12 protein-coding genes are annotated in these 13,983 nt (G+C 63.7%); 6 read left to right on the forward strand and 6 right to left on the reverse strand.

All coding sequences use genetic code 11. The features are described from left to right. Positions 1-11 precede the first annotated feature (11 nt). The 3 genes from NKI61_RS08665 to NKI61_RS08675 all read left to right on the forward strand — a co-directional run bounded on the left by NKI61_RS08665 (position 12) and on the right by NKI61_RS08675 (position 4,745). Positions 12-473 (forward strand): DUF1036 domain-containing protein, encoded by a 462-nt coding sequence (locus NKI61_RS08665; RefSeq protein WP_023667922.1) that lies wholly within the window; start codon positions 12-14, stop codon positions 471-473. Continuing rightward, positions 470-2,866: a M23 family metallopeptidase gene (locus tag NKI61_RS08670; protein WP_352839184.1), complete on the forward strand. Its 2,397-nt coding sequence runs from the start codon at positions 470-472 to the stop codon at positions 2,864-2,866. Before NKI61_RS08665 ends, NKI61_RS08670 begins: the two co-directional genes overlap by 4 nt. Positions 2,867-3,131: 265 nt before the next feature. Continuing rightward, positions 3,132-4,745, forward strand: a complete 1,614-nt coding sequence (locus tag NKI61_RS08675; protein ID WP_352839185.1) for a caspase family protein — start codon at positions 3,132-3,134, stop codon at positions 4,743-4,745. Positions 4,746-4,833: 88 nt separating this feature from the next. Here the strand turns inward: NKI61_RS08675 and NKI61_RS08680 are convergent, their stop codons facing one another. Next, the gene (locus NKI61_RS08680) at positions 4,834-5,370 is read right to left on the reverse strand and encodes an OmpA family protein (protein ID WP_023732205.1); all 537 of its coding nucleotides are present in this window, start codon (positions 5,368-5,370) and stop codon (positions 4,834-4,836) included. A 160-nt stretch (positions 5,371-5,530) separates the two neighbouring features. Here NKI61_RS08680 and NKI61_RS08685 point away from each other — a divergent pair, with 160 nt between their 5' ends. Further along, entirely contained in the window at positions 5,531-6,163 is a 633-nt protein-coding gene (locus NKI61_RS08685) for a DUF6931 family protein (RefSeq protein ID WP_352514644.1), read from the forward strand. Between the two features lie 58 nt (positions 6,164-6,221). Here NKI61_RS08685 and NKI61_RS08690 read toward each other — a convergent pair whose 3' ends face one another. The 3 genes from NKI61_RS08690 to NKI61_RS08700 all read right to left on the reverse strand — a co-directional run bounded on the left by NKI61_RS08690 (position 6,222) and on the right by NKI61_RS08700 (position 9,410). Next, on the reverse strand, positions 6,222-7,466 hold the full coding sequence (locus NKI61_RS08690) for a caspase family protein (RefSeq protein ID WP_352839201.1): 1,245 nt from the start codon (positions 7,464-7,466) through the stop codon (positions 6,222-6,224). Between the two features lie 56 nt (positions 7,467-7,522). Then, positions 7,523-8,629 (reverse strand): OmpA family protein, encoded by a 1,107-nt coding sequence (locus tag NKI61_RS08695; RefSeq protein WP_352839186.1) that lies wholly within the window; start codon positions 8,627-8,629, stop codon positions 7,523-7,525. A 139-nt stretch (positions 8,630-8,768) separates the two neighbouring features. Next, positions 8,769-9,410 carry a ThuA domain-containing protein gene (locus NKI61_RS08700; RefSeq protein WP_023695267.1) on the reverse strand — a complete coding sequence of 214 codons (642 nt, stop codon included), beginning with the start codon at positions 9,408-9,410 and terminating at the stop codon, positions 8,769-8,771. 258 nt (positions 9,411-9,668) lie between these two features. Here NKI61_RS08700 and NKI61_RS08705 point away from each other — a divergent pair, with 258 nt between their 5' ends. Continuing rightward, positions 9,669-10,313: a YjbE family putative metal transport protein gene (locus NKI61_RS08705; protein WP_352839187.1), complete on the forward strand. Its 645-nt coding sequence runs from the start codon at positions 9,669-9,671 to the stop codon at positions 10,311-10,313. Positions 10,314-10,326: 13 nt separating this feature from the next. Here NKI61_RS08705 and NKI61_RS08710 read toward each other — a convergent pair whose 3' ends face one another. Further along, positions 10,327-11,712, reverse strand: a complete 1,386-nt coding sequence (locus NKI61_RS08710) for an FAD-binding oxidoreductase (RefSeq protein ID WP_352839188.1) — start codon at positions 11,710-11,712, stop codon at positions 10,327-10,329. 227 nt (positions 11,713-11,939) lie between these two features. Here NKI61_RS08710 and NKI61_RS08715 point away from each other — a divergent pair, with 227 nt between their 5' ends. Continuing rightward, entirely contained in the window at positions 11,940-13,004 is a 1,065-nt protein-coding gene (locus NKI61_RS08715; RefSeq protein ID WP_023807536.1) for a LacI family DNA-binding transcriptional regulator, read from the forward strand. On the opposite strand, the gene NKI61_RS08720 is transcribed toward NKI61_RS08715, so the two are convergent. Continuing rightward, positions 12,992-13,972 (reverse strand): alpha/beta hydrolase, encoded by a 981-nt coding sequence (locus NKI61_RS08720; protein ID WP_352839189.1) that lies wholly within the window; start codon positions 13,970-13,972, stop codon positions 12,992-12,994. The genes NKI61_RS08715 and NKI61_RS08720 overlap by 13 nt on opposite strands. Positions 13,973-13,983 lie beyond the last annotated feature (11 nt).

Below are 13,983 nucleotides of genomic sequence, written 5' to 3' on the forward strand. Positions count from 1 at the left end.
CACCGACGCCGATGCAACGCCGTCGCCGAGATCCCGTCCTGCTTGCCCGGAACGTGCGCGTGAAGCTCGCCGCGAGCGCGGTCGCGACGCTGTTGCTGGCGCTTCTTTCCACCGGGCAGGCGCGCGCCGAATTCACCGTCTGCAACCAGACGCTCGACGTCGTCAATCTTGCCGTCGGTCAGAAGGTCGACGATGCCGACCAGACCGATGGCTGGTGGACCATCGGCGCCAATCAATGCGTCAACGTCATCCGCGAGGAGCTGACCAACCGCTACATCTACATCTACGCGACGGATGTCTTCGGCCACGCCATTCTGGCAGGCTCCACCGACATGTGCATCGAGCGGCGGCGGTTTTCGATCCGCGGCATCGATGAATGCTGGCAGCGCGGCCATATCGCGGCGAAGTTTCTCGAAGTCGACACGCAGGAACAGGTGCGCTGGACCTTCTTCCTGACCGGAAGCGCACCGTGACGCACAGCATCGACACCAGCTTCAAGGCAAAGAAGCAGGCGCGCGCCGCGCTACGCAGGCGCAGGATCTGGCTCGGGCTGGCGGCTGGCCTGGCGACAATCGTCCTCGCCGCGATTGCCACCGGCTTCTATCTTACCGCCGACTACTGGTCGTTCGGCGACGAGGACGAGGAACTGCATGCCGTCGAAGGCTCGGACGACGTGCCGGCCGACGCATCGGTCTACGTGCCGGCCATCATCGACCTTGCCGGCGACCCGATGTGGATCACACTGGCGCCGGAGGCGGGCGCCGCCAAGAGCCGCGGGATGCCGCGCCCGACGGAGCTCGACCAGGCCGGCATCTCCCCTCAGATCATGGTTCTCTCCGACGTGATGCTGAGCGCCAGCGAAAAATTCATGACGACGATCCCCTCGACGCAGGAGGATTTCGCCTTCTTCCAGGCGCAGCGGAAGACCGCGGTCGCGCCACCCGCCGAACCCAACGATCCGCAGAATGACCTGCAGAACGATCTTCAACCATCGCCCGGCGCGGACGGGGCTCCGGCGGCCTCCGGCCCAGCTCCTGACCCGCAGGCTGCTCCGGGTGCATCGGCGGCGGCCGATGACCCCGAGGCCGGCTGGGGCGAGACCATCGATGAGGGCGAAGCGGCACTCCCCGCCTTTCAGAAGACACCGGTCGAAAACAACACCAGCGTTGCCACCGTCAGCTCGGAATACCAGCGCTTCGAGGCGACCCAGGACATTTTCGTGAAAATCCTCAATGACCGCAGCCTGGACAGCGTGGCGCTCGATGCGCATTTTTCCGCCGACGACGCAAAGCTTGCCGGCGAGGCGCTGAAGGCGCTGTTCGACAAGAACGGCCTGCAGCCTGGTTATGTCGTGGCGATGCGCGGCTTTAGGCCGACGCGCGAGACCACGACGATGTCGCTGATGCAGGTCTCGATCTACGCCAGGAACGTCTTTGTCGGCACGCTGACACGCAACGCGGCCGGTGCCTTCGTGTCGGGCGTCGACCCGTGGGTGCGCGAGGACCTGTTCAATTATTCGGGCGCCGAGACCGAAGGCACGCAGAAACGGCAATACCGCCTGCTCGACGCGATCTATTCGACGGCGGCCCGCAACAATGTGCCGAGCGGCATCATCGGCGAAGCCATCATGTATCTGTCGCGCGGAAAGGATCTGGATGCTTTCGCCAGCGAGGACCAGCGCCTTGTGCTGATCTATTCGCAGACGCCGCGCGGCAAGAACGAGACCGACGGACGGGTGCTCTATGTCGGCATCCAAGGCACGCAAAAGAGCCTCGATTGTTTCGTTTTCCAGCAGAGCGACGGCCAGTTTTCCTGCGTCTCGGGCGACGACCAGGTGCGCTCGCTGACGGTGGCCAAGGGCATGGTGACGCCGGTCAACGGTGTCATGACGTCGACCTTCGGGCCACGCAAGCATCCGATCCTGGGCGTTGTTCGCATCCACAAGGGCGTCGACTGGGCAGCACCCGTGGGGACCCCGATCGCCGCAGCCTTCGACGGCGAGATCATCTTCCAGGGCGACGGCGGCGGCTACGGCAATGTGGTCAAGATCGCCCATGGCGGCGGCCGCGAGACGCGCTACGCGCATATGTCGAAATTCGCCATTGCCAGCGGTGTCGGCACCAAGGTGAAGGCCGGCGACATCATCGGCTATATCGGCACCACCGGCCTGTCGACCGGGCCACATTTGCATTTCGAACTCTATCAAAGCGGTCAGGCGATCGATCCGCTCGGAACAGTGACCGCTGCAATCGCCGTCACTTCCAGCGATCCCGCCGTCGAAACGCTGACCGACCGTATCGTCCACGTCGAATCGGGCGGTAGCGCGCGGGCCAAGAACCCGCTGTCTTCGGCGACAGGCGCCGGCCAGTTCATATCCAAGACCTGGATCCGGATGATGAACACCTATCGTCCCGAACTGGCGCGCTCGCTGTCGACCGCAGACCTGCTCGCTTTGCGCTACGACGCCACCATCTCGCGTGAGATGGTGCGCAATCTGGCGCGCGAGGGCGAAGCCTATCTCAAGGCGCGTGGCCACCAGATCACCGCCGGCCGGCTCTATCTCTGCCATTTCCTCGGTATGGAAGGCGCCCATCAGGTGCTGGCGTCGCCGGGATCGGCGCAGTTGAGCGCCGTGCTCGGCTCGTCCGTTATCCAGGCCAACCCGTTTCTTGCCGGCAAGACCGCCAGCTACGTCGTCGACTGGGCGGAACGGAAGATGGGCCGCAAATTGCCGACGCCCGCCACCACCGATGCGGGCCAGCAGACGACGACGGAAGTCCGCCAGACATCGCCGGAGTTCCAAAAATACAAGCAGGCGATAACGGCACTGGTCGGCTCGATCCAAAATACTCTTGAGCCGGGCTAGAGCTGGCAGTTCGCCCCGGCTTTCGCCAAGCCGATTGGTTCTGAGGCCGGCGAATGGTATGTTTGCGGATATTTGGGAAGGTTTTTGGGTCCTTGTGAACCAAAACTGTGGCTGGGATCACATACGCCCAACAGCCATTTTGGCAGAAGCGATACAGTCGCTGGTGAAATTTAGCATGCGCAGCCATCAATAACGCGCCCCATTGGGGCGGAGGGCCGATCCCATGAAAGCGTTTGCCGTCCTTTTGAGCGGATTTTTTCTGTTAATGCTGACCGCGCTTGGCACCGTCCAGGCGGCGGCGCCGGATGCCGGTGGCGTCAAACGCGTCGCGCTGGTCATCGGCAACAGCAAATACGTCCATGCCGTCGAATTGCCCAATCCGGCCAATGACGCGCATCTCATCGCATCGACGCTGCGCAATGCCGGCTTCGAGGTGATCGAGGGCGTCGACCAGGACAATGCCGGCATGCACAGCCTGATCAGCAAATTCACCGAGCAGTCCTACGATGCCGACCTCGCCGTCATTTTCTATGCCGGCCACGGCATGCAGGTCGACGGCAAGAACTTTTTGATGCCGGTCGACGCCGAACTGACGTCACCTGCCTATCTCAAGACCCGCACCGTCCAGATCGACGACTTCATGGCCGCATTGCCACCCGACCCGGCGGTCGGCGTCATCATCCTCGATGCCTGCCGCGACAATCCGCTGGCACGCACACTGGCGGCCGCGATGCCGAAGACCCGCTCCACCGCGCTGGGCACCGGCCTGGCGCCGATCGACCCTAAATCAGAGGGCGTCGGCACCGGCGGCATCCTGATTGCTTATGCCACCGACCCGGGCGCCATCGCCTTTGACGGCAACGGCGTCGACAGCCCCTACTCGACCGCGCTCGCCAGGCACCTGACCGAACCCGGCATCGAGATCCAGAGCGCGCTGACGCGGGTGCGCGGCGAAGTGGCCGAGACCACGCAAGGCCGCCAGCGGCCATGGCACAACGCATCGCTGGGCCGCGAGGTTTTCCTTGGCAAACCGGCCGCCGAAGCCGTGCCGGTGGCAAAACCGGCCGCCGACGACGCGAACGCCGCGACAGCGCCCGCCCCTGCCCCCGTCACCAGCGAACCGCCTTCGTGGGAAGTCGAGCAGCGGCTTTGGGACGAGGCCTCGAAGCGCAACACCGCGCCATTCTACGAAGCCTATCTCGAACAGTTCCCGAATGGCCGCTTCGCCACGGTGGCGCGGCTCAACATCGATGCGCTGAACGATCCGAAAGCCCAGGAACGGCAGGTGGCAGCGCTCGATGCCGACGAAGCGAACTCGGGTTCTGCCGTGCGCACCTCGGTCGGCATTTCGGACGACATGAAGAAGGTGCTGGGCACCGAGGCGACGGAGAACGCGATCGGTCTCGATCGCCAGGGCCGCATCGACCTGCAATTGCGCGTCGAGGCGCTGGGCAACGAGCTTGGCCGCGTTGACGGCAATATCGGCGCCAAGACCCGGCAAGCGATCGGCGACTGGCAAGAGGGGAACGGGCTGCCTCCGACCACCTTCCTGACGCGCGAGCAACTGGCATTCCTGGTTATCCAGACGGATCCGATGATGGAGGCCGTGCGTGCCAAGCATGAGGCCGACCAGGCCGGCGTGGACAAGCCGAAAAAACAGATGGTGCAGAAGGCCCGCACGCTGAAGCCGGTGGCGGAAAAGCCACGCAAGAAGCAGTACGCCCAGAAGCCGCGCCGACAGCAGCAGTTCGTGCAGAAAAGGCGCAACCGGGAGGTCGTGCGCGAGGATGAGCCGCCGCCGCGGGACAACAATGATTTCCTGACCAAGGCGCTGATCTTCGGCACCGGCGTAGCGGTCGGCGGCGTGCTCAAGAACTGATCGATCATGTCAAACAATAAAAACGCCGCGTGTCCGTTGGACGCGCGGCGTTGTGTTTGACGACGGCCGGAAGACGCAGCCGGCGAAGCTACTGCGCCTTGATCCGCATCTCGACCCGCCGGTTGACGGGATCGTAGGGATCGGGATTGCGTGGATTGGCCTCGCCGAGACCGACCGCCTTGATGCGGGTGGATTCGATGCCGTTGGATTCGAGGAAGGCGGTGACCGATTGCGCCCTGCGCTGCGACAGCCCCTCATTGTAGGTCGCCGAGCCGGATGCGTCGGTATAGCCTTCGACGACGAAGGACAGCTTGCTCAGCCGATCGTCCTTCAGCGCCTTGGCAAATTCGTCGAGTTCGCTGCGCGCCTTGGCGTCGAGCTCGGACGAATCCAGGCTGAAATTGATCAGCATATCGAGGCCGGTCTTCTCCGGAGGCTTTTCTTTCTGGCCGGTCTTGCTCTTGCACTCGTCCTCGGTGCCGACACAAATCCCGCGTGCCGCGCCGTGATCGATCGTGCCGGCAAAGAACTTCACAATGTCTTCCGATTTCTGAAGTGGGTCGGCATAGACGTGAGTCGAGAAAAGCACGGTCGCCAATGCCAAGACTGAAATGTGCCGCTGCATAACGGTTACTCCCGTTTCGAGCATCCGATTTTCACTCAGGCCCGATCCATGGATCCGGGCCAACTCTTCCTGTTCGACAATGATCTGTCGAGATCACGGTCGGCTGTGGAATATACCAAACCGTGAGGCGTTTGTCTGTGAACAACGTCATGGACATGTGGTGGTCGACAGACTTGACCCGCGCCTCGCAGGCGGGTTGAGTGAGGGCTGGGGGAGGATAACAGCAGCGATGGTCAACGGGCTTCGATTCCAGACCGCACGCGATCTCTTCGCCGCGAACACGGCTGTCGCCCGGGACATGACGGCCGTTCCGACCGACCAACCCTCGCTCGAGTTCTGCCGCCGGCTGATGGCCGGGCGCATCCCCGAGGAAGCGATTACCTTTTGCGCCTATCTCCTGCCTGACCGGGCCGCAATCTGGTGGGGCCATGAGTGCCTTGGGCATCTGACCGAGCTGCTCGAAGAGCAGGATCTCGCAACGCTGGCCCTGATCCAGGACTGGGTCGGCGACCCCAACAATGCAAGCCGCCGGGAGGCTGTCGCCGGGGCGGCGATGACGCAGCAGCACACGCCTGCCGGCTGGATCGCGCTAGCGGCGCAACGGCACATCAATGGCCTGACGCCGCAGACCAACGGGTCGAGGCTGCGGCCGCTGCCGGCTGCGCATGCCGTCAATGCCGGCATACTGGCCGGACTGGCGCGGGTTGCGGTGGCGGACCGTTTCTCCGTGCTCACCGCCTTTGTCGAGATGGGCATCCATCTGGCCGGAACCGAGGCGCTGCGCCGAGCCTGATTGCTCTGGATCGTGATGAGATTTCATTGAAATCTGATCCAACCCATTGTTGGCGGTCTCATTTGCAGCCGTTTTGCGCCCATTTGCCGAGTGCCACCTTGAAGCGCGTGCCCAGCGGGTGTTGCAGGCGCAACACCGAGACATCATTGGTGACGTAGGTCTTGGCCTGGTCGCACAGCCGCTCCTCGGTCCATTGATGACAGTTGCTGCACTGGTTGTCCCAGACGGACTTTTCCAGGCCCTCGACCGGACTGAAGTGCGGCTTGCCCTGGATGAGTTGGGCGATGCTCTTGCCGTCGATCGCCGGGTCGCCGAAATTGACCGGAACGTCGAAAAGGACTGGCGCGTCCGAGCCCAGCTTCGGAATTTCCTCACGCAGCTGTTCCAGCGCCTGCTCGCCGGCGTCCGTACCCGGCGGACTGGCGGCCGCGCCGGTGCGCGCCTGCGTATCGCCTTCGGGCGCAGCCGCGCCGGAATCGCCGACGATCAGCGGCGCCTTGAGATCGACCTTGTGAAGCACGACATCGGTGGCCAGCGAAACGTTGATCCAGGGCCGCTGGCGTCCGGCTGTGGCCTTGAACAAATCCGACGTAACCCGGTTCATCGCTTCGGTGATCGAGACGTTGACCTCGCCGATATGCGCAAGCAGCGCCGCCGAAAACGGCGAGTGCTCGCCCGGTCCGTCATAGGCGAGCTGGTTGGGACTGGCAGCGAAGGCGACCAGCGTGCCGGCGCCGCCATTCTCGATCGGTATTTCGGCAAGGCCGCTGCTTGCCGTGCTGTCGCCGCCGGTCTCCTTGGCAAGCACATCGGCGAGCGGGTTGTCGCGGCAGGCGTCGAGGAACACCAGCCTGATGCTGGTCTCGCGCGACATCTGCCGCAGGATGAAATCCACCTGCACGGCTTCGAAGTCCAGCGAGGTCTCGTCCTCCAGCGCCGCATCGACAGGCAGCAGGTAATTCCTGCCCGAGACCTGCAGGCCATGACCGGCATAGAAGAACAGCGCGATATCGGCGCCACGCACCTGCCTGGCGAATTGCGCGATCTTTTCCTGCGTCTGCGCCTTGGTGAGATCGAGGCCGGAGACGATTTCGAAGCCCAGCCCCTTCAGGCGATCGGACATTGCCTGCGCATCGTTCACCGGATTGGGCAGCACCGGCGCGTTCCGGTAGTGGGAATTGCCGAGCACCAGGGCGATGCGGCGTTCGGCACTGGCCGCGGTCATGGTAATGGTCATGGTCAACGCAAGCGCCAGCACGGCGAGGCCGATGCCGCGCATGAAGTTGCCGCAACTTGCAATCATGTCCAAACGCACCGGATTCCTTTTCGGTTGACGGGCCTTCTCAGTTAAGGACCGGCTTAGTTGGAGAGCGGCGTGGCGGAGAACTCGATCCGCCGGTTCAGCGCCTTGTTCTTCGGCGTATCGTTCGGCGCCACCGGCTTTTCCTCGCCATAGCCGGAAGCCGTGATCTGCGCCGATGGAATGCCCGCAGCGATGATCGCGTCGGCGACCGCCTTGGCGCGCCGTTCCGACAGGTTCTTGTTGGCCGTCGGCGAGCCGTCGGAATCGGTATGGCCCGAAACCTCGACCTTCAGTTTCGGACATTTGCCGACGACGCCGACCACCTCGGCCAGCAGTGGGCGGCTCTTTTCATCGAGCCGAGCGCTGGCTGGGCGAAAATAGACGGCGCCGGTGCGCGACAGCACCTCGAACCTGTTCAGGCATTCATCGTCGCTGAAGGACGTCTTGCCTGCATCTGTGGCGACCGGCCCCGCATCGGCTGGGGCTGCGGCCGCGACGGCAGGCGTGGCCGCAGGCTTGGCCCCGTCAGCGGTGAAGACGAAGTCGAACGACACCGAAGCCGTCGGGACGATGCTGCTGACATTGGCCGCCTGCTGGAGTTTTTCGATGTTGGGCAACAGGCCGAAATCCTCGACATGCACGGCGACCGGCGCCTCCGAGGCGATCGACACCATGCTGTCGGTGATCATAGTGACCACGACATTGGCCTCAAGGTCCTTGTCGACGCCGTGCAGGCTCAGGCGAAACGGGATATGCGCGCTCATGCGCCGTTTGGTGGCGAGATCGGCAAAAGCGGCGGGATCGACTTTCGCCGTCACTTCCGCCGTCGGGAATTTGAAGGTTTCGAAGAACAGGAAGCGCATGCGGACATTGCGAAGGTCGATACCGGTGTCGACCGAGTTGAGGTCGAACGTGACCTTGGCGGCGCCATCCGATGTCAGCGTGCCCGAGAGGTTCCTGATCTTGTTGGTTTCGACAATGGTGTTCTTCTTCACCGATTGATAGGTGAGTGTCGAATTCGCCGGATCGAGCGTCCAGTTCAGCTGCGCGTTGGCCGCCTGCGGCGCAAGCAGCAACAGACCGAACACCACGACCACCAGAGCGGGCGGACGCCAGCGCTGCGACGACTTTCCATGCCTTACTAATCCGACGACCCCGAACATGCATGTCCCCCGTGACAACACATTTCAGTTGCGATGACGGCGGTCGAACGCCGTGACCTCAGCCAGCATAGAGCGTTAGCCGCGGCTTAGCGAGTAGCGGAGGCGTGATATCGCCGTTGCTTGCTCGGACAGGCCCCGGTTACCGGCTGGCCCACAGCACCCCACGCTCGAAGATGGTGCGCATTTGCGGGACGGAAAACTCATCCGCGGTGTGGCCGAGCGCGCTGAAGAAGACGCGGCCCTTGCCGTAGCGGCGCTTCCAGACCACGGGCATGACGACGCCGTCGATGAAGTCGAGATGCTCACCGCTGAACGTCGTCGTCGCCAGCACCTCGTTGCTCGGGTCGACATGCATGTAATACTGCTCGGAATGGTAGGCGAAACCCTCGATACCCCTGACGATCGGATCGTCGCTGATGATGTCGACACGGTAGTCGATGATGTCGCCGGGGTGCGCGACCCATTGGCCGCCGGTCATGAACTGATAGGCCGGCTCGTTGCGAAAACTGTCGCCCATTGTGCCGTGGAAGCCGGCAAGGCCGGTTCCGCCGCTGACGGCGGCGGTGAGGTTTTGCAGCTCCGGTTTCTCGATCGTCGACATGGTGATCACCGGCACGATCAGATCGATGACCGGGAGCTGCGGATCGGCGAGCGCGGATGTGCCCTCTTCTATCCGCACCTCGAAGCCATGCCCGGTCAATATCTCGCTGACGACAGCGGCGCTGCGAGCCGGCGTGTGGCCTTCCCATCCGCCCCAGAAAATCAGTGCCGTCTTGCTCATGCTCGTCTCTCCTTTGGTCGGCAATATTGATAGGCAAGCGGAACGCTTTTGTCTTCCTTCCATGATGGGCATTCTGGGACGGGCATTTCTGGTCGGAAATCACGACCCGGCGATGAATTCCCGTGGATGAGGACCGATTGGCCGCGCTGGCGTCTTGTTTCAATACCGGGCTGCACTCAAATCAGCTGTCTTCGCGTTTGCGCAGACATCGGTCCGATGCGCCCGCAACCAGCCGGAGCCTTCCGGGGAGACCGCTTTATGAGTTTCGACCAGACGACTGTCGCCGCCTATCTGGAAGTCATCACCATCAACCTTGTACTCTCTGGCGACAATGTCGTGGTGATCGGCATGGCGGCCGCAGGCCTCGCCAAGGCGTTGCGGCAGAAGGCGATCATCGCCGGCATTGCCGCGGCGGCGGTGATCCGCGTCGTCTTTGCGGTGATCGCGGTGCAACTGCTGGAAATTCCGGGGATCATGCTGGTCGGCGGCATGCTTTTGTTCTGGGTGTGCTGGAACATGTTCCAGGAGTTGCGCTCGGCCGGCGACGGCGAGGACGTCGACACTGAAGCCGTAGCACTTGCGACGGCGCGGCCGGCCAAGGCGCTGCGCACCGCGATCCTGCAGATCGTCGTCGCCGATGTCTCGATGTCGCTGGACAATGTGCTGGCCGTGGCGGGCGCCGCCGCCCACGACATGAATGCGCTGGTGTTCGGTCTCATCCTGTCGGTGGTTCTGATGGCGGTCGCCTCGACGCTGGTGGCGGCGCTGCTTGCCAGGTATCGCTGGATCGGCTGGCTCGGTCTGGCAATCATCGTCTATGTCGCGGGAAATATGACTCTGGACGGCGTCGAGCAGATGATAACGGTCGACTTACACGCGCTGCTCTCGCCAGTTGCAAGCTAGATTCTCCTGGCGATCAAAAGATATCGAAAATCCGCCCTGGGTTGAGAATGTTGTGCGGATCGAACGCCACCTTCAGCCGGCGCATGGCTGATATTTCGGCGTCGCTGCGCACGAGGTTCAGCCATTTCTTCTTGTCGAGGCCGATGCCGTGCTCGGCCGAGACGGCGCCACCGCATGCCGCCACGCCGCGATAGATGATCTCATAGGCGGCCGCCGGTTCCGTGGTGTCGACCTGATAGTGCAGATTGCCGTCGCCGAGATGGCCGAAGACGTAGATCTCGGCGCGGCTGTCGACGGCGTGGATCGCGGCTTCGGCGTTGCGCAGGAAACCCGCCATGGTCGCCAACGGGATGCTGATGTCGACGCCGATCATGCCCTCGATCGCAAACAGGAAGCGGTTGGCCTCTTCGCGCACATCCCATAGCGCACGGAATTCGCGCGGCGACTGCGAGACGACCACGTCGGCGACGATGCCGTCCTCGACCGCCTGCATCAGCACCGAAGCGAAACGCTCGCCGTCCAGCTCGGCCTGGCTGCCCTGGATCTCGGCCAGCACATAGACGGGCGCGCCGACAGGCAGCGGCGCCGGCGCCGCCATGCCGGCAATCATGGAGCCGTAGAGCGGCGAGAAATTCACCTCATAGGCTGACAGCAAGGGACCGAGCCGCTGCTTGAGCAACCCCAGCAACGCAATCGCCGCCTCCAGCGAGCCAAGGGCGCAAAAGGCGGCAACCTCGGTGGCGGGCTTGGGATGCAGCCGCAGGCAGGCGCGAGTAACCACGCCCAGCGTGCCTTCGCTGCCAATGAAAAGCTGGTTGAGATCGTATCCCGAATTGTCCTTGGCCAGGCCACGCAACGAAGTCAGGATCGAGCCGTCAGCAAGCACGGCCTCCAGCCCCAGCACCTGGGCGCGGTACATGCCGTAGCGCAGCACGCGAATGCCGCCGGCATTCGTGGCGATGTTGCCGCCGACCGTCGCCGTGCCGCGCGCGCCGATATCGACGCCGAACATCAGGCCGGCTGCATCGGCCGCTTCCTGCACCATTTGCAGCGGCGCGCCGGCCTCTGCGATGATGGTTGCCGCGGCGCGGTCGGGCGCTTCGACCGCGGTCATGCGCTCCAGCGACAGCACCGCTTCGCCCGGCTGCACGCGCGCGCCGCCTGCCAGCCCGGTGCGGCCACCATGGACGACCAGCTTCTGGCCGATACCACTGCATGGGCGCAGGATTTCGGCGACGTCGGCGGCGTTGCGGGGACGCAAGACCAGTTCGGGCAGGCCGCCGCCCTTGCCGGAGAGGTCGTCGCTGTAGCGCGGATCGATAGCATCGCCGATCACAATCGCGGCGGCGTCGAGCCGCTGATAAAGCTGGGAAAGAAGCCGATCGATCTGTTGTGTCATGGTGCCTGGACTGTTTCAGCGCTCTTTGTGGCCGAGACTTTGATGCGCGACAATTTTCGCGTCAATTGAACAAATTTACGCACGGTATAATCTGTCATTGCGCGTTGAACCCACTGACGTTTCCTGTAAATTTCGTCTGCCGTTGCGTGGCGGACGCGCCGGCTGCAGGACCCTGGGCAGCGTCAAGGGATGACCGAGGTTCTGGCGCGTGCCAGACGAGGGATTGAATGCCGATGACGCACAAGACGATGGAGGATTTCGCCCGCTCCTGCGGCGTCTCCAGGCCGACGCTGTCGAAATATTTCGACGATCCGACCAGCGTCAAGCCGGCAACGCGCAAGCGCATCGAAGAGGCGTTGCGCTCATCCGACTACCAGCCCAATCTGTTTGCCCGCAACCTCAACCGCAAGCGCACCCGCGCCATCGGCATTGTCGTACCGACGGTCACCGACCCCTTCTATTCCGAAATGGTCAGCCGCATCGAACTTCGGCTGCGCGACGAGGGCTACTGGCCGATCGTCATCTCCTCGCATGGCTCGACCGAGCTCGAAATGGAGGCGACACGTACCATCCTGTCGCTGAAAGTTTCGGGCGCGCTGATCGCGCCGCTCGGCTTGCGCTCGGACCGGCGCACGCTGGAGAAGCTGACCCAGACAATGCCGGTCGTCTATTTCGATACCTATCTCGAAGGCGGCACGCCCTTTGTCGGCAACAACAATGCCCAGAGTGTCTCGACCATCGTCGACTATCTCTGCCGCTCCGGCGACGCCCCGGTCTATTTCGATATCCCGCATGTCAATCACAATTCGCCGGAGCGCCTGAACAGTTACGTCGCCGCGATGCGTCAGCTTGGCCAGGAGCCGGTGGTTATCGGCAACACCCGAGACTACACATGGGATTTCGAGCGCATCGGCTACGAGCAGATGGAACAGATGCTCGGGGCCAGCGGCCTGCCGGGCAAGACCGGGGGTCTGCCCGGCAAGACCGGGGGTCTGCCCGGCAAGACCATACTGTGTGCGAATGACCGCCTGGCCTTCGGCGTGATGGCGGCAGCCTTCGCGAAAGGGCTGAAGATCGGCCGCAAGGCCGATTGCGACCTGCGTATCGCCGCCCATGACGACCATCCGCTGAGCCGCTACACCTGCCCCGCACTGACCACCATCGCGCAGGATTTTGCCGCCATGGCGGGGCGCAGCGTCGAGACACTGCTCGCTTTGCTCAACGAGGATACGGCCAACGTCGCGCCGAAGGTCAGCCTCGACGCCGCCCTGGTGATGCGTCAGTCCGCTTGAGCCTTTCCAAAGGCAGGATCGAAGCTTCGCCACGCGGCAATGGCGGCGGCAACCGCCTGTCTCGCTGCCGGGCCGTGACGGCCCATCGAGACGAAGCCGTGGATCTGACCGGGCCAGTGTTCCAGCACGACCGGCACGCCGGCCTGCTGCAGACGCCTGGCATAGGCCTCGCCTTCGTCGGCGAGGATGTCGCGACCGGCGATGGCGATGAAGGTGGGCGGCGCACCGGCGAGGCTTTCCGCCTTCAGCGGTGAGGTACGCCAGTCGCCGATGTCGGCGGCATTGCGGATATAATGGTCGCGGAACCAGGCCATGGTCGAGGCGGTCAGGCCAAAGCCTATGGCGAAGCGGCGATAGCTGTCCGTCGTCTGCCCGGCATCGGTGTTGGGATAAAACAGCAGCTGCGCTGCCGGCGGATTTTTGTCCCCCCGCGTGAGCAGGCCGAGCACCGTAGCGAGATTGCCGCCGGCGCTGTCGCCGGCAACCGCAATGCGGGCAGCCTCGATGCCGAGCTCGTCCGCGGCGCTTTGCATGTAACCAAGTGCCGCTCGGCAATCCTCTATTGCCGCCGGGAACTTGTGTTCCGGCGCCAGCCGGTAGTCGACGGAAACGACGACAGCGACTGCCTCGTTGGCGAACCAGCGGCAGATCTCGTCATGCGAGTCGAGATTGCCGATCACCCAGCCGCCGCCATGGAGATAGAGCAGCGCCGGAGCGCCTGCCGAAGGCGCGCCCTGCCCGCGATAGATCCTGAGCCTCAGCGGACCGCCGGGTCCTGCAATGATGCGCTCGCTGATCGACGCGACCAGCTCGCGCTCGCCTTGCAGGGTCGGGAAGCCTTCATTGTAGGCACGGCGCGCCTGCTCAGGCGTTCCCGTTTCGAACGGCGGCGCGCCGGCCTGGCTGCCGAGCTCGAGCACATGCCGGGCCTCCGGATCGAGTGTCGACGGGGACGGTGGCGATGTCACGGACGAATCTC

The organism is Mesorhizobium sp. M0514, assembly GCF_040321145.1.
In the GTDB taxonomy this organism is placed as follows: Bacteria; Pseudomonadota; Alphaproteobacteria; order Rhizobiales; family Rhizobiaceae; genus Mesorhizobium.